14 protein-coding genes are annotated in these 15,368 nt (G+C 68.0%); 5 read left to right on the forward strand and 9 right to left on the reverse strand.

What is annotated here, in order from left to right:
- Positions 1-27: 27 nt before the first annotated feature.
- Together aceF and AB9O74_RS11200 are read right to left on the reverse strand one after the other, a co-directional pair.
- Positions 28-1,431, reverse strand: coding sequence for a dihydrolipoyllysine-residue acetyltransferase (aceF, locus tag AB9O74_RS11195; RefSeq protein WP_176988109.1), 1,404 nt, complete (start codon positions 1,429-1,431; stop codon positions 28-30).
- Positions 1,432-1,631: 200 nt separating this feature from the next.
- A complete protein-coding gene (locus AB9O74_RS11200) occupies positions 1,632-2,153 on the reverse strand; it encodes a DNA-deoxyinosine glycosylase (protein ID WP_369349420.1) in 522 nt (173 codons plus the stop codon).
- Between the two features lie 192 nt (positions 2,154-2,345).
- On the opposite strand from AB9O74_RS11200, the gene AB9O74_RS11205 reads away from it, so the two are divergent.
- From AB9O74_RS11205 to glpK, 3 genes are all read left to right on the forward strand, one after another.
- A complete protein-coding gene (locus AB9O74_RS11205) occupies positions 2,346-2,978 on the forward strand; it encodes an OmpW family protein (RefSeq protein WP_019183623.1) in 633 nt (210 codons plus the stop codon).
- Positions 2,979-3,125: 147 nt separating this feature from the next.
- Positions 3,126-4,619 carry a glycerol-3-phosphate dehydrogenase gene (gene glpD / locus AB9O74_RS11210; RefSeq protein ID WP_369349343.1) on the forward strand — a complete coding sequence of 498 codons (1,494 nt, stop codon included), beginning with the start codon at positions 3,126-3,128 and terminating at the stop codon, positions 4,617-4,619.
- Between the two features lie 47 nt (positions 4,620-4,666).
- The gene (gene glpK / locus AB9O74_RS11215) at positions 4,667-6,166 is read left to right on the forward strand and encodes a glycerol kinase GlpK (RefSeq protein WP_369349344.1); all 1,500 of its coding nucleotides are present in this window, start codon (positions 4,667-4,669) and stop codon (positions 6,164-6,166) included.
- A 4-nt stretch (positions 6,167-6,170) separates the two neighbouring features.
- On the opposite strand, the gene AB9O74_RS11220 is transcribed toward glpK, so the two are convergent.
- Complete coding sequence (locus AB9O74_RS11220; RefSeq protein ID WP_369349345.1) at positions 6,171-6,965, reverse strand: MetQ/NlpA family ABC transporter substrate-binding protein; 795 nt, start codon at positions 6,963-6,965, stop codon at positions 6,171-6,173.
- Positions 6,966-7,078: 113 nt separating this feature from the next.
- Entirely contained in the window at positions 7,079-8,044 is a 966-nt protein-coding gene (locus AB9O74_RS11225; RefSeq protein WP_121040104.1) for a YafY family protein, read from the reverse strand.
- Positions 8,045-8,134: 90 nt separating this feature from the next.
- Between AB9O74_RS11225 and AB9O74_RS11230 the strand changes: the two genes are divergently transcribed.
- Both AB9O74_RS11230 and AB9O74_RS11235 read left to right on the forward strand, forming a co-directional pair.
- The gene (locus AB9O74_RS11230; RefSeq protein WP_369349346.1) at positions 8,135-8,746 is read left to right on the forward strand and encodes a hypothetical protein; all 612 of its coding nucleotides are present in this window, start codon (positions 8,135-8,137) and stop codon (positions 8,744-8,746) included.
- Positions 8,747-8,868: 122 nt separating this feature from the next.
- A complete protein-coding gene (locus tag AB9O74_RS11235; protein ID WP_346477765.1) occupies positions 8,869-9,645 on the forward strand; it encodes a DUF481 domain-containing protein in 777 nt (258 codons plus the stop codon).
- A gap of 146 nt (positions 9,646-9,791) precedes the next feature.
- Here AB9O74_RS11235 and hemC read toward each other — a convergent pair whose 3' ends face one another.
- The 5 genes from hemC to mdoH form a co-directional block, all read right to left on the reverse strand.
- Positions 9,792-10,703, reverse strand: coding sequence for a hydroxymethylbilane synthase (gene hemC / locus AB9O74_RS11240; RefSeq protein ID WP_176988103.1), 912 nt, complete (start codon positions 10,701-10,703; stop codon positions 9,792-9,794).
- Positions 10,704-10,757: 54 nt separating this feature from the next.
- Positions 10,758-11,486 (reverse strand): LytR/AlgR family response regulator transcription factor, encoded by a 729-nt coding sequence (locus tag AB9O74_RS11245; protein ID WP_369349347.1) that lies wholly within the window; start codon positions 11,484-11,486, stop codon positions 10,758-10,760.
- 10 nt (positions 11,487-11,496) lie between these two features.
- Positions 11,497-12,543, reverse strand: coding sequence for a sensor histidine kinase (locus AB9O74_RS11250; protein WP_176988101.1), 1,047 nt, complete (start codon positions 12,541-12,543; stop codon positions 11,497-11,499).
- A 4-nt stretch (positions 12,544-12,547) separates the two neighbouring features.
- Entirely contained in the window at positions 12,548-13,213 is a 666-nt protein-coding gene (locus AB9O74_RS11255) for an alpha/beta hydrolase (RefSeq protein WP_369349421.1), read from the reverse strand.
- Positions 13,214-13,288: 75 nt separating this feature from the next.
- The gene (gene mdoH / locus AB9O74_RS11260; RefSeq protein ID WP_369349348.1) at positions 13,289-15,196 is read right to left on the reverse strand and encodes a glucans biosynthesis glucosyltransferase MdoH; all 1,908 of its coding nucleotides are present in this window, start codon (positions 15,194-15,196) and stop codon (positions 13,289-13,291) included.
- Positions 15,197-15,368 lie beyond the last annotated feature (172 nt).

Raw genomic sequence — 15,368 nt, forward strand, 5'->3', positions numbered from 1 at the left:
GCAGCCCGGCCAGGACCAGGCCCTGCTTCACAGCAGGACGCGCCGCATGTCGGCCAGCACCTGCGAGAGGTAGGTGGTGAAGCGGGCGGCCAGTGCGCCGTCGATGACGCGATGGTCATAGCTCAGCGACAGCGGCAGCATCAGCTTCGGGGCGAATTCCTTGCCGTTCCAGACCGGCTGGATCGACGACTTGGACACGCCCAGGATCGCTACTTCCGGTGCATTGACGATCGGAGTGAACGCGGTGCCACCGATGCCGCCCAGCGAGCTGATCGAGAAGCAGCCGCCGCTCATGTCGGCCGGGCCGAGCTTGCCGTCACGGGCCTTCTTGGCCAGTTCGCCGGATTCCTGCGCGATCTGCACCACACCCTTCTTGTCGACGTCGCGGATCACCGGCACGACCAGGCCGCTCGGCGTATCGGCCGCGAAACCGATGTTGAAGTACTTCTTCAGGGTCAGGTTCTCGCCGCTGGCATCCAGCGAGGCGTTGAACTCCGGGAACTTCTTCAGCGCCGCGGCGCTGGCCTTGACCAGGAAGGCGAGCATGGTCAGCTTGATGCCGGCCTTCTCGTTTTCCTTGTTCAGCGCAACGCGCAGGGCTTCCAGCTCGGTGATGTCAGCCTGTTCGAACTGGGTGACATGCGGAATCATCGCCCAGTTGCGGGCCAGGTTCGCGCCGGAGATCTTCTTGATCCGGGACAGCGGCTGGACCTCGACCTCACCGAACTTGCTGAAGTCGACCTTCGGCCAGGGCAGCAGGTTGAGACCGCCACCGGCCGCCACGGTACCGCCGGTGGCAGCGCCGCCGCCGGCCAGGGCCGACTTGACGAACTTCTGCACGTCGGACTTGGTGATGCGGCCACCCTTTTCGGTGCCGCTCAGCTGGTTCAGGTCCACGCCCAGCTCGCGGGCGAACACGCGCACGGCCGGCGACGCGTAGGGCACCTTCTGCGGCAGCACGCTGTCGGCGTTGAAGGCGACCGGCGGGCTGGTCGGCGAGCCACCCGACGGGGCAGCGGCGGCCGGGGCCGGCTGGGTCGGCTTGGCGGCGGACTGCTCGATATCACGGGCGGCCAGCTTGTCCGGCTCAGCCTGGGTGGCGACCGGCTCGACCTTGGTCGCGGTCTCGGCGGCTTCCGCCTTGGCGGCCGGGGCCGGCGCAGCAGCAGCGGCCGGCGCGGCGGCCTCTTCGCTGACTTCGATCAGGGCCACGAGCTTGCCCTCGGAGAGGTTGTCGCCGATCTTGACCTTGATTTCCTTGACGATACCGGCCACCGAGGACGGCACTTCCATCGTGGCCTTGTCCGATTCCAGCGTCACCAGACCCTGGTCTTTCTTGACGGTATCTCCAACGGCGACCAGCACCTCGATTACCGGGATATCGCTGTAGTCACCGATATCGGGGACAAGTGCTTCCTTGATTTCGGCCATGGGGAAAACTCCGGCAATCTGGTGTAGGGAATCGCCTATTGTGGGGGCTTCGCGCGCCAGCGCCAACCGGCTTGGCGAATTTTCAGCGCCGCTGTCCCGGGACAGGCTGTTGCAGGCATCTGCTTTGGCCGGATTCGGCTTCGCGCAGCGCAAAGCGGAATTTTCCAGTCGGTACCGTATTGTCCGCGGCTGTCCCCGCCTCAGCGCCGCACGGCATCGGCCAGCGGTTGCCATGCCTCCGCCAGCCGGGGCAATGGCCAGGCAGCGTTGGCGGGGCTGGTGGAGGGCAGCGACCAGACCGGCAGCGCCTGCGCCGGGCCGCTCAACGCCGGGGCAATGAAACGCTGGAACGCGCGGTATGCGGTTCCCCCATTGCAGGCGATCGCACGCAGCGCGGGCAATTTCTCGATCAGTGCACTCAACGCATTGGGCACTTCACTGCCCCGCACGATCGACGCATCCAGGCTGCCGCGCCGCTCACACTGCCCGATCACATCCCACACGCCCACCCCGGCCGCGTTCAGTGCGCGCACGCGATCCGGATAAGGACGTGTCGCGTCGATCCCGCACACCACGCCCATCAGGGGCCAGAACCGATTGCGCGGATGTGCGTAGTACTGCGCGGCCTGCAGCGATGCCACGCCCGGCATCGAGCCGAGGACCAGCACGCGGCAGTCGGTGTTCAGCTGCGCAGGGAAGCCGATGCACGTTGTTGTTTCCATCACACCATCACCAGATGCATGAATGCCAAGCGTTGCATGATCGCCCGTAAATACAGCGGTTTCGCACTGATCGCTGAATGGAAACAACTAAATTTTAACGTGCGTCGGATGCGATTCATATTGCGGGGACTACGGTTGCCTCGCCCCACAACACCGGGGCCCAGAACAAAAACATCCTGAGGAGATTCCCCCATGCGCTCCATCCGTACCCTGACCCTGGCTACCCTGACTGCTCTTGCTTTTGCGCCGGCTGCTTTCGCGCAGGACAGCACTGTTGATACCGCGTCCGGCAAGCACTTCGCCGTGGTCGGCGGCGTCTCGCTGCTGCAGCCGAAGAACGATCCGCTCGATGGCGTGCGCAAGGTGGACGGCGGCCCGGCCCCGACCCTGAGCTTCAGCTACTACATCAACGACAACTGGGCCGTGGAACTGTGGGGCGCAGCCGACAAGTTCGACCACCGCGTGCGCGGCACCGATGGCGCCCGCCTGGGCACCGTCGAGCAGCAGCCGATCGCGCTGAGCGGCCAGTACCACTTCGGCCAGGCCGACAACGTGTTCCGTCCGTTCGTGGGCGCCGGTTACTACGAGTCCAACTTCAGCAATGAAGACCTCGCCAGCGACATCGGCCACATCGGCGTCAAGACCGCCAAGGGCGCGATCGGCACCGTCGGCGTGGACATGAACATCAACAGCACCTGGTTCGCCCGCGCCGATGCCCGCTACATGCATTCGCGCCCGGAGCTGACCGTCAACGGCGAAGGCACCGGCGACAAGGCCAAGCTGGATCCGTGGACCGTGGGCTTCGGCATCGGCGCGCGCTTCTAAGCACGCCGTTCCGCACCATGCAGTACGCACAACGGGCCCCTCGCGGGCCCGTTGTCGTTGTGGAGCAGCGACCTTCATCGGGCGTTGCCGGCCGCTGGCCGAGACTGGACCCCACGACGGACCCCGCCGGTCCGCCCCGGGGAGCCAATGCGCGAGTCCTTCGACATGCTGGTGGTGGGCGGCGGCATCAACGGCGCCGGCATCGCGCGGGATGCCGCCGGGCGGGGCCTCTCGGTGTGCCTGTGCGAGCAGGATGATCTGGCTGCCCACACCTCCAGCGCCAGCACCAAGCTGATCCATGGCGGCCTGCGTTATCTGCAGCAGGGCGAGTTCGCCCTGGTACGCAAGGCGCTCAACGAGCGCGAGACACTGCGCCGGCTGGCACCCCATCTCATCGCGCCCACCGCGTTCGTCCTGCCGCACGCGCGCCATCTGCGATCGGCGTGGATGCTGCGTGCCGGGCTGTGGCTGTATGACCATCTCGGGCAGGCCAATCCCCACTTCCCGCCGTCGCAGCGCATCGACCTGCAGCGCGACCCGCGCGGTGCGGCGCTGAAGGCGAGCTACCGGACCGGTTTCACCTATGCCGATGCGCGCGTCAACGACGCGCGGCTGGTGCTGCTCAACGCCCTCGATGCACATGAGCGCGGCGCCGACATCCGCACACGCACCCGCTGCGAACAACTGATCCGCCACCGCGACCATTGGTGGGCCGTGCTGCGCCGTACCAACGGCGATGTACAGCGGATCCGTGCCCGGTGCGTGGTCAACGCGAGTGGCCCGTGGGCCGGCACGGTGCTGGAACGTGCGGGGCTGGATGCGCCGCTCGGGCTGCGCCTCGTGCAGGGCAGCCACCTGGTGGTGCCGCGGCTGTTCGCGCACGACAGCGCCTACCTGTTCCAGCAACCCGACCAGCGCGTGGTGTTCGCGATTCCCTTCGAACAGGACTTCACGCTGATCGGCACCACCGACACCGATTACGACGGCGACCCCGCGCAGGCGCGGCCGCGTGCGGACGAGGAAACGTATCTGCTCGATGCGGTGAACCGCTTCGTCCGCCTCCCGGTGCGCGCCGAGGACATCGTCTGGCGCTACAGCGGGGTGCGCCCGCTGCTGGCCGATCATCACCGCGATGCGTCGCGGGTCACCCGCGACTACCGGCTGGAACTGGACACCGCCGGCGCGCCGCTGCTGAGCGTACTCGGCGGCAAGCTCACCACCTACCGCGCATTGGCCGAGGAAGCGCTTGGGCGCCTCTCGCCTTCGCTGCCGGAGATGGGGCCGGCATGGACGGCCGGTGGACCGCCGCTGCCGGGTGGCGATGGCGGTGATGCCGCCCAGGTGGCAGGCACGTTGCAGCACGACCACCCTCGCCTGCCGCCTGCCCTGCTGCAGCGCCTGGCCAGCAGCTATGGCACCCGTGCGCGTGGGCTGCTCGCGGGTGCACAGACGCTCGAGGCGCTGGGCCCGGACCACGGCGGCGGCCTCCACGACCGCGAGCTGGACTACCTCATCGCGCACGAATGGGCCTGCACCGCCGACGACGTGCTGTGGCGCCGCAGCCATCTCGGCCTGCGCCTGGATGCCGGCCAGCACGCGGCATTGGCGGCCACCCTGCAGGCGCGTGTTTCGATGCCGTAGGCTGTGTGCATGCACGCCGCAAGGCATCGGTTTCCACGGAGCAGACCATGGACAAGCACTACGTGCTCGCCATCGACCAGGGCACGACCAGCTCGCGCGCCATCCTGTTCGACCGCGCCGGGCGCATCGCCGGCAGCGCGCAACGCGAGTTCACCCAGATTTTTCCGCAGCCGGGCTGGGTCGAGCATGACCCGCGCGACATCCTGACCAGCGTCTACACCACGATCACCGAGCTGTTGAACCGGTACCAGGTCGACCCGCGCTCGATCGCCGGCATCGGCATCACCAATCAGCGCGAGACCACCGTGGTCTGGGACAAGGCCACCGGCCAGCCCATCCACAACGCGGTGGTATGGCAGTCACGGCAGAGCCACGCGATCTGCGAACAGCTCAAGGCCGCCGGCCACGAGCCGCTGATCCGGCGCAGGACCGGGCTGTTGATCGATGCGTATTTCTCGGCGACCAAGATCCGCTGGATCCTCGATCACGTCGAGGGCGCGCAGTCGCGGGCCGAACGCGGCGAGCTGCTGTTCGGCACCATCGACAGCTGGTTGATCTGGAACCTCAGTGGTCGCCAGGCGCACGTCACCGACGTCACCAATGCCGCGCGCACGCTGCTGTTCGACATCCATGCACTGCAGTGGGACGACGAGCTGCTGGCGCTGTTCAACATCCCGCGCGTGATGCTGCCGCAGGTGCGCAGCTCCAGCGAGGTGTACGCCACGACCCAGCCGCAGTTCTTCTTCGATCAGCATCTGCCGATCGCCGGCATCGCCGGCGACCAGCAGGCCGCGTTGTTCGGCCAGGCCTGTTTCGAGCCGGGCATGGCCAAGAACACCTATGGCACCGGCTGTTTCATGCTGATGAACACCGGCGACAAGGCCGTCACCTCCGAGAATGGCCTGCTCACCACCATCGCCTGGGGTATCGATGGGCACGTGGAGTACGCGCTGGAAGGGTCGATCTTCGTCGCCGGCTCGGTCGTGCAGTGGCTGCGCGACGGGCTGCGCATGTTCGGCAAATCCAGCGACTGCCAGGCCTACGCCGAGCGCGCTGCCGACAACGGCGGTGTGTACCTGGTGCCGGCCTTCGTCGGGCTGGGTGCACCGTACTGGCGCAGCGATGTCCGTGGCGCGATGTTCGGCCTGACCCGCGGCACCACCAAGGAGCATTTCATCCGCGCCGCGGTGGAATCGATGGCCTACCAGACCCGCGACGTGCTGGCGGCGATGCAGGCCGACGCCGGGATCGAACTGAAGGAACTGCGCGCCGACGGCGGCGCGATCGCCAATGACTTCATGGCGCAGTTCCAGAGCGACATCCTCGGCGTGCCGGTGCTGCGCCCGCAGGTGGCCGAGACCACAGCGCTGGGCGCAGCGTACCTGGCCGGGCTGGCCACCGGGTTCTGGAGCAGCCGGGCCGAGATCGCCGAACAATGGGCGGTGGACCGACGCTTCACCCCGCAGATGCCGGCGGACCAGCGCGAGGCGCTGTACGCCGGCTGGCAGCAGGCGGTGGACGCGACGATGGGGTTCCGCGTGGGGTGACCCCTCAGAATGCCGGGAGGACGGCACCCTTGTACTTCTCGGCGATGAAAGCCTTCACTTCCGGACCGGTCAGGGCCTTGGCCAGCTGCTGCACGCGGGCGTCGTCCTTGTTGTCAGGACGCGCGACCAGGAAGTTCACGTACGGCGAATCCTTGCTTTCGATCGCCAGTGCATCCTCGGTCGGGTTGAGTCCGGCATCGAGCGCGTAATTGGTATTGATCAGGGCCAGGTCGACCTGGTCCAGCACGCGCGGCAGCATCGCCGAGTCCAGCTCGCGGAACTTGAGCTGCTTCGGGTTGGCGATGATGTCGCGCTGGGTGGCCAGTGCGTTGGTCGGATCCTTCAGCGTGATCACACCCGCCTTGTGCAGCAGGATCAGCGCGCGGCTGTTGTTGCTGGGGTCGTTGGGGATCACCACATCGGCACCGTTGGGCAGCGCATCCAGTGATTTGAAACGACGCGAGTACGCACCGAAGGGCTCGATGTGCACGCCGATCACCTTGACCAGGTCGGTCTTGCGGTCGCGGTTGTAGGCGTCCAGGTAGGGCTCGGTCTGGAAATAGTTCACGTCGACCTGCTTCTGCACCAGCTGGTCGTTGGGCTGCACGTAGTCGTTGAACACGCGCACCTCCAGGGTCAGGCCTTCCTTCTCCAGGATCGGCTTGACCACGGCGAGGATCTCGGCGTGCGGCACGGCGGTCGCGGCCACCACCAGCTTCTTGGAGTCGTTGGCCGGCTTGCCGCAGGCGGCCAGGGCCAGCGAGGCGGCGAGCAACGGGAGCAGCAGGTATTTTTTCATGGGGGCAGCGGAATCCGTAAGGGCAGCAACGCCCCACGATACCGCACGCCCCGGCCCTTGCGGAATCCGGGGCATATGACCCCACGGCATGAGCCGATGCCGGCCCGGCCGGCTTACTCGTAGCTGGTCAGCGCCAGCGCCAGCAGCGCCTTGGCCTGTTCGCGCAGCATCACCGGCTCGACGATTTCCGCGTCCGAACCGTAGTGCAGGACATCCATCAACAGCTCGCGCGAGACGCTGTAAGGCAGTTTGAGTTCGTACCGCCCATCGGGCAGGAAGCGGCCCTGCTGCTTGGAATGCCAATGCTCATCGGCCACCCAGCGCGCGGCCTTGGCACTGAACACGATCGTGGCCCAGCCCTTGGGCGGACCGGAGAAAATGCCGTAGCTGGCGCCCAACTGCTCGTCCAGCTCGGTCTCGTCCACGTCGCGCGCGGTGGTATCGATCACGCGAGCCTTGTAGATGCGGTCCACCGCGAAGCTGCGCAGGCCCTCGCGGCCGTGGTCCCAGGCATCCAGGTACCAGTTGTCGCGGTAATGCGTCATCCGCTGCGGCGACACGGTGCGCTGGGTCGCCTCGTCGGTGGAGCGGGCCCGGTACTCGAACGCCAGCTGCTTCCGCTCCAGCACCGCCGAGGCCACCGCGCGGAAACTGGCTTCATCGAACTTGCGGCCGCGGTGCGGGATGACCCGGACCCGGTCGACCGGCCAGGTCGAGACGCCGGCCTGTGCCGCCAGCAGGCCTTCGATGCGCTGCTGCAGCGGGGCCAGCACCGAAGACAGCACGCCCCCACCGGTGCGCGAGAGCAGGTGCTGGGAGGCCAGCAGCGCGTGCAGCTCTTCCGAGCTGAGCCAAAGGCCCGGCAGCTCGAAGCGGTCGCTTTCGTCGGCCTGGTAGCGGAATCCCGCCTCGCCATCGCCTTCCACCGGGGCCATCAGCGCATCGCGCAGGAAGGCCAGGTCGCGGTAGACAGTCGCGCGGGAACACTCCAGTTTTTCCTGCAGTGCCGCCACCGTTACCGGATAACGAGCGGACTTGAGCAGGCGATGCAGGGCGTTGATGCGTTCATATCGGTCCATGACCCGATTATGTCCGAGTCGCCGTCGTTGTGGCGGCTTCAGCGGCATCTTCGGCTATCGTGGGGCCCCCATCCCCTGCTGCTGCCCGTCATGCGCCTGTTGCCCGCCCTTGCCCTGTCCGCCGCCGCCCTGCTGTCGGGGGGCTGTGGGCGCACTGAAACGCCCGCGGCCACCGTGCCTGCCGCGACGGCACCGGCCGCCGACCCGGTCGGCACCGTGCTGGCCGCCAGCCAGCGCTTCGGCCAGCTGCGCAGCTTCCACGCGGTGATGAAGATGCAAGGCCCGCGCGCCCTCGAAGCGCAGATGGACTACGTGGCCCCGGACCGCTACCGGCTGATCACCGACGATGGCCCGCAGACGATCATCGGCGGCACCTTCTTCCTCCAGCGCGCCGGCGAAGTGCGCCAGGTCCCGGTGCCCGAAGGGATGCTGGCCCAGTGGCGCAGTCCGCTGCCGGCGGATCTGGAGCCGGCGCAGCTGCAGGTGCGCGACCTCGGCGAAGAACGCGCCGGCGGCCAGCGCGCCCACAAATACGAGGTGCGCCACGCGACCGCCGCGCCCGATGGCCTGCTCTACTGGGTCAATGCGCAGGGCCTGCCGGTTCAGATCGAACGCAAGGGCCAGACCAACGGGCAGCCGTTCCGGATCACCGTGACCTATTCGCGCTTCGACGATGCCTCGCTGCGGATCGACGTTCCCTGAACAGGGATCAAGGCCGAACGGGCCCTAAAGCCGGGGCCCGCCGCCGAATGTGACGCAGAACGCATCAAGTATCATCCCCCCCTTGTTGTCCCTCCCCCTTGTCCGATCACGGAGAACCGTTGATGTCCCTGCGCGTTTCGTTGCTTGTTCCCCTGCTGCTCTGCGCCCCGGCGGTTTATGCACAGGACGTTGCCGAACTGGCGGCGATGACCTCCCCCTGGAGCGGCAGTGGCGGTGAACTGGGCTTTGCCTCGGCCCGTGGCAACAGCAATACCGAGAGCTTCAACGGTCGTCTGCGCCTGCGCTACACCGACGATGACTGGGTGCACAGCATGGACCTGTTCGGCCTGCGCTCGCGCTCGGAGTACACCGATACCAACGACGACGGCACCACCATCCGCCGCCGCAACACCACCGCCAACCGCTACACCGGCAGTGCCGGCAGCGCGCTGCAGCTGGGCGAACACCGCCAGATCACCGCCACGCTGCGTTACGAGCGCGACGATTTCGCCACCTACGACCGCCAGAGTTCGTTCGGTCTGGGTTACGGCACCCGGATCATCGACGGTGAACGCTTCTACATGGACGCGCAGATCGGCCCCGGTGTGCGCCGCACCCACAACACCGAAGACGATGCGACCCGCACCGGCCTGATCGGTCGTGGCCTGTTCGATCTCAAGTACACGCTGACCCCGAACACCGATCTGGTCAACACGCTGCTGGTCGAATCGGGCTCGTACAACACCTTCGCGCAGAACGATTTCGGCGTGTCGGTGAGCATGAACGAGCACCTGGCGCTGAAGGCCGGCTGGCAGGCGCGCCACAACAGCGACGTCGCCGAAGACAAGCGCAAGACCGATACGCTGACCACCATGAACGTGGTCTACAAGTTCAAGTAATCGCCGCGGGCGCCTGTGCGCCCGCCGTCGTGATGTAGTGCCGGCCGCTGGCCGGCTCACTGCACACCCATCGCGTCAGGTAGTGCCGGCCAGCGGCCGGCTACCCGGAACCTTGCGCGACCTGGAATGCCGGCCAGCGGCCGGCACTACACCGCGAGCAGTTCTCCGGCACCGGCATCGAGCAGGCCGCGCGCCACGCGCTGGCCCAGGCCTTCCGGATCACTTGCCGGCCCGCGCGCTTCCGCGCGCACCAGGCGACCATCGGCGACACCGCCGACCAGCCCCTGCAGGAACAGATCCTCGCCTTCCCACTGCGCGAACCCGGCCACCGGCACATGGCAGCTGCCGTGCAGCGCGCGGTTCATGGCGCGCTCGGCCTCCACGCAGGCACGCGTATCGGCATCGTCCAGCGCAGCGAACAGCGCCATCACCTGTGCATCCTCGCCATTGCATTCGACCGTCACCGCGCCCTGCGCCGGCGCCGGCAGCCATGCCGGCGCGGCCAGCCGCGCGACGATGCGGTTGCCCAGGCCCAACCGCTCCAGCCCCGCCACCGCCAGCACGATCGCGTCGTAACCGCCGTTGTCGAGCTTGGCCAGGCGCGTGTTGACGTTGCCGCGCAGGTCCGACAGCTCCAGATCAGGACGCAGCGCGCGCAGCTGGGCCTGCCGGCGCAGCGATGACGTGCCCACGCGCGCGCCGATCGGCAGTGCCTCCAGCGAGGCGTACAGATTGGAAATGAAACCGTCGGCCGCGTCGTGGCGGGTCAGCATCGCCGGCAACGCGAACGGCGCATCCAGCTCCATCGGCACATCCTTGAGCGAGTGCACGGCGCAGTCCGCCTCGCCACGCAGCATCGCCAGCTCCAGTTCCTTGAGGAACAGGCCCTTGCCACCGATCGCGGCCAGCGAGCGGTCCAGCACCTCGTCGCCGCGCGTGCTCATCGGCACCAGCACCACGTCCAGCCCGGGATGGGCCTGGCGCAGGCGGTCGGCGACATATTCGCTCTGCCACAGGGCAAGCGGGCTCTTTCGGGTGGCGATGCGCAGGGTCTTCATGGCGCCATTATCGACGCACAGGGGCGGATCGACCAATGGCGTGCGGCCGCCTGGTTACAGGTGCTTGAGATCCTGCTTCAGGCTGGCCACGCAGCGACGGCTGACTTCCAGCGGCGCGTGCCCGTGCCGCAGCACGGCCTGGACCTGGCCTGCGCCATTTCGTCGCAGCTCGACCAGCTCGTGGCGGGCGACCAGGCAATTGCGGTGGATGCGCACGAAGCGGTTGCCGAATTCCTCTTCCAGCGACTTCAGCGATTCTTCCAGCAGGTCTTCGCCGCGGGCGTGGTGCACCACCACGTACTTCTCCTCGGCCTGCAGGTAGTGGATGTCCTCGACCGGAATCAGCCGCAGGCTGCCCCGCAGGCGCGCGCACAGCAGCGTGCGGGCCTGCTGGCTGGCGGCCGTTGCCGGTCCGCTGCGTCCGGCCAGGAAGGTCCGCGCGCGCTCCAGGGCTGCGGCCAGGCGCTCGGGGCGCACCGGCTTCATCAGGTAGTCGATGGCGGCCGCCTCGAACGCGGAGAGCGCATGCGCGTCGTAGGCGGTGCAGAACACCACCGCCGGGCGCGGCTCGAAGGTCGCCAGGTGACGCGCGGCCTCCAGCCCATCCAGGCCGGGCATGGCGATATCAAGCAGGACCAGGTCCGGTTGCAGTTCGGCACAGGCATGCAGCGCCTGCTCGCCGTTCTCGGCCTCGGCCACGACCTCGATGCCAGCCTGGTCGGCGAGCAGGGAGCGCAGGCGCTCGCGGGCCAGCGGTTCGTCGTCGGCGATCACCACCTTCAAGACAGTTTCCTCACTGGACCGGGACCGTGATTTCGCAAGCATAGTAGCCGTCGGCCCACGCCCCCGTCATCCGCGCGGCCGGGCCGAAGCGCCAGGCCAGGCGATGGGCGATGTTGCGCTGTGCGTGGCCCGCGCCCTGGAGCAGCGGCAGCCCGCGCGTGGCCGGGTCCGGCGCCGGGTTGCGCACGCGGATGCGCAGGCTGGTGCCATCGCTCGACAACGCCAGCACGATGGTGCCGCCGGCCGGCACCCGCGAGATGCCGTGCAGCACCGCGTTCTCGACCAGCGGCTGCAGCACCAGCCGCGGCATCGGCAACGACCACGGCAACGGTTCGTCGCGCAGCCAGATCACCTTCAGGCGTTCGCCCAGGCGCAGCGATTCGATCGAGAGATAGCGTTCGGCCAGTTCGCACTCGGCCTGCAGGGTGGAATCGCCCTCGCCCGCGCCCAACGCCGCGCGGAACAGATCGGACAGGTCGAGCACCGCGCGCTCGGCCACGTCCGGATCGCGGCGCAGCAGGCTGGCGATCAGGTTCATGCTGTTGAACAGAAAGTGCGGGCGGATGCGCGCCTGCAGCGCATCCGCCTGCGCCTGCGCGTTGGCCAGCATCTGCGCGCTGCCGCGATCGCTGACGTAGAAGTAGCGCAGCGCCAGCGCGGAAATCAGCGCGGTCATCGCCGCGCTGCCGAGCGTGAACCGCCAGAAACCGACCGTCTGCGCGAAGCTGCTGCCACCGAGCACGCCATACAGCGCGTGCACGATTGCCGCACAGGCAGCGGCGATCAGGCCGGTCATCAGCACCACCAGCACCATGCCCGGCACTTCGGGCAGGCGCGAGAGCATCGCACGCACGCTGCACAGGCAGACCGTGACCGCCAGCGCCAGCCACAGCGCGAAACCACTGGCCGAGAGGAAATCCGTCGCGGTCCAATGGCGGCTCCCATCGGGTGCGAGCGCGACCACCACCACGACCAGTTCGGCCAACCCGAGCATCGCCGCCAGCCGCGGCAGGCGGCACAGCTCGGGCAACCAGGACTGCTGGCGCGGGTCGCTCATGGGATCAGGCGGCGAAGCGCGCCTCGAGCCATTCGCCCAGCGCGTGCAGTTCCTCGGCGCAGACCTGGTGGGCCATCGTATAGGTGTGCCACTCCACCGGCAGGCCGAGCGCGCCCAGGGTCTGCGCGGTGTGCTCGGCGATCGCCACCGGAATCACCGGATCCTGCGTGCCGTGCGCCATGAACACCGGCACGCTGATCGCATCGGCCACCCGCGCGGCGGCCGCCTTGGCCGGATCCGGGAGGTAGGTCGACAACGCGATCAGCCCGGCCAGCGGACGCGTGCGGCGCAGCAGCGCGCTGAGGATCACCGCCCCGCCCTGCGAGAAACCGGCCAGCAGGATGCGTTCGGCCGGGATGCCGCGCGCGATCTCGCGCTCGATCAGCAGTTCCAGCTCGACGATCGAGGCCTCCACGCCGGCGCTGTCCGCGCGCGAGCGGAAGTCCATGCTGACGATGTCGTACCAGGCGCGCATCGGCACGCCGTTGTTGATCGTGATCGGCTGCACCGGCGCATGCGGGAACACGAAGCGGATCGCCGGCCAGTGCGGGCGCACCAGTTCGGGCACGATCGGGGCGAAGTCATGGCCATCGGCACCCAGGCCATGCAGCCACAGCACCGACCACTGCGGGTCGGCGCCGGTTTCGTTTTCCACGGTATCCAGCATCAGGCGGCTCCAGTACGTTCAAGCCGCATTATGACCGCGCCCCGTGCCAATGGGGCATCGGTCGCGGCGACATACCGCTCAGCCGTGCGGATGCGCCTCGGCGGCCGCGCGGCGCAGCTCGGCCGCGCGCACCAGCACCTTCGGCGGTGCCGATTCTTCGGGGATTTCCATCAGGCCCAGCCGGTGCATCCAGACGCCCGCAGTGCGCGAGGAGGTGAAGCCCACCACCGGAATCGCCAGCACCATGCCGATCACCACCGGCGCCATCCACGCGGCCAGCGAGGGCGAGACCGCGTAGGCCAGCGCGCCCATGAACAGACCGAACACGCTCAGCCCGCCATAACCGCGCGCCAGCGCGAGCCAGGACACGCCGCCATCGTCACGCTGCTGCGCGTCCCAGCCCGAGTCCTTGCCGGCCAGCACTTCGGCCACGCCGCGCGACTGCACATACATCACCACCGGCGCCATCAACGCGGCGAGGATGGTCTCCAGCAGCATCGAAATGAAGGCGCGGATCGTGCCACCGCAGCCGCGACGTTCGACCGGCTCCAGCAGCATCGCCAGATAGCCCAGCACTTTGGGCGAGAGCAGCACCACCATGGTGATCGCGAACATGCGGATCACCTGGGTCTCGTCCTGGTGGCGCCAGTACACGCCGGGCGAGAGATGCAGCACTTCGTTGAGGTCGATGCCGCCCTGGAACAGCGGGATCGCGATGCCGACCAGCATCAGCATCGCCCACATCGGCGCGGTGAAGTAATGGCCGATGCCGACCAGCATGTGCATGCGGCTGACCCAGTGCAGGCCCTTGGAGCCCACCACCTTGGCGTGCTGCAGGTTGCCCTGGCACCAGCGGCGGTCGCGCACCAGCAGATCGGTCAGGGTCGGCGGACCTTCCTCATAGCTGCCTTTGAGGTACGGCACCATGTGGGTGGCCCAGCCGCCACGACGCATCAGCGCCGCCTCGACGAAATCGTGGCTGAGCACATGCCCACCAAACGGTTCCTTGCCCGGCAGCAACGGCAGGCCGGCCTGTTCGGCGAAGGCCTGGGTGCGGATGATCGCGTTGTGGCCCCAGTAGTTGCTCTCGGCGCCGTGCCACCAGGCCACGCCGCGGCCGATCACCGGGCCGTACACGCGCCCACCGAACTGCTGCATGCGGGCGAAGAGCGTACGCCCGCCGACCACTGCCGGCAGGGTCTGGATCAGGCCGACGTCCGGGTTGTGCTCCATGCCGGCCACCAGGCGCACGATGGTGTCGCCGGTCATCAAGCTGTCGGCGTCCAGGATCAGCATCTGCGGGTAGGCGCCGCCGAACCGGCGGACCCAATCGGCGATGTTGCCGGCCTTGCGCCCGCTGTTGTCGCCGCGGCGACGGTAGAAGATGCGGTCATGGCCGCCGACCGCATCGCACAGCGCGTGGAAGGCTTCTTCCTCGGCCTGCCCGACGTCATCGCGGCGGGTATCGCTGAGTACGTAGAAATCGAAGTTCGCCAGCTGCCCGGTCTCGGCGACCGACTCATAGATCGCCTGCAGACCGGCCAGCAACCGGCGCGGATCTTCGTTGTAGGTGGGCATCAGCAGCGCGGTACGCGTGTGCACGGTCGGCAGCGGCGCGTCCGGATCGATGCCCAGCTTGTAACCACGGTCGAACACCGCGGTCAGGAAGCCGGCCACGGCGCCGGCGAAGGACAGCGCGATCCACGCGAACAGGCCGACGAACAGCACCAGCAGGCACGCCTCGAGCACGCTGATGCCGTTGACGGCCAGCACCTTCCACATCATCCGGCTGGCAGCGATGGTCATCGCCGCGGTGCCGCCCAGGATGTAAAAGCGGCGCAGCCCGATCATCCGCGGCGAGGTGCGCTGGCGTGGGACCTGCAGCTGCCCATCGCGCAGCGACTGCTCGGGCATCGGCAACGGCGACTCGGCCGGCAACGTCGCCCGGCCGGCGTCCAGCGGGGCGATCAGGGTCTGGGTACTCATGCGCGGTGTCCCTGTGCAGGGCGTGCCAGGCCGGGGGTGCCAAGTGTGGAAAGGGGCATCCTGAGCCCGGCGTGCGCGATGGCACGCATTCGTCCTGTCGGCGCGGGCCGGAGACCGGCACGCAGCTGTTGTCTGTGACTACCGGAACCCACGAACTCTCCAAACCGACTTG

It is taken from the genome of Stenotrophomonas sp. JAG2, assembly GCF_041080745.1.
Lineage (GTDB): Bacteria > Pseudomonadota > Gammaproteobacteria > Xanthomonadales > Xanthomonadaceae > Stenotrophomonas > Stenotrophomonas maltophilia_AA.

Excerpts from the sequence above, each read along its gene's own strand:
- AB9O74_RS11220 (WP_369349345.1), bottom strand. The coding sequence starts at position 6,965 with ATGAAAAAATACCTGCTGCTCCCGTTGCTCGCCGCCTCGCTGGCCCTG.
- AB9O74_RS11205 (WP_019183623.1), top strand. The coding sequence starts at position 2,346 with ATGCGCTCCATCCGTACCCTGACCCTGGCTACCCTGACTGCTCTTGCT.
- AB9O74_RS11235 (WP_346477765.1), top strand. The coding sequence starts at position 8,869 with ATGTCCCTGCGCGTTTCGTTGCTTGTTCCCCTGCTGCTCTGCGCCCCG.
- glpD (WP_369349343.1), top strand. The coding sequence starts at position 3,126 with ATGCGCGAGTCCTTCGACATGCTGGTGGTGGGCGGCGGCATCAACGGC.
- hemC (WP_176988103.1), bottom strand. The coding sequence starts at position 10,703 with ATGAAGACCCTGCGCATCGCCACCCGAAAGAGCCCGCTTGCCCTGTGG.
- AB9O74_RS11200 (WP_369349420.1), bottom strand. The coding sequence starts at position 2,153 with ATGGAAACAACAACGTGCATCGGCTTCCCTGCGCAGCTGAACACCGAC.
- mdoH (WP_369349348.1), bottom strand. The coding sequence starts at position 15,196 with ATGAGTACCCAGACCCTGATCGCCCCGCTGGACGCCGGCCGGGCGACG.
- AB9O74_RS11250 (WP_176988101.1), bottom strand. The coding sequence starts at position 12,543 with ATGAGCGACCCGCGCCAGCAGTCCTGGTTGCCCGAGCTGTGCCGCCTG.
- AB9O74_RS11225 (WP_121040104.1), bottom strand. The coding sequence starts at position 8,044 with ATGGACCGATATGAACGCATCAACGCCCTGCATCGCCTGCTCAAGTCC.
- AB9O74_RS11230 (WP_369349346.1), top strand. The coding sequence starts at position 8,135 with ATGCGCCTGTTGCCCGCCCTTGCCCTGTCCGCCGCCGCCCTGCTGTCG.
- aceF (WP_176988109.1), bottom strand. The coding sequence starts at position 1,431 with ATGGCCGAAATCAAGGAAGCACTTGTCCCCGATATCGGTGACTACAGC.
- glpK (WP_369349344.1), top strand. The coding sequence starts at position 4,667 with ATGGACAAGCACTACGTGCTCGCCATCGACCAGGGCACGACCAGCTCG.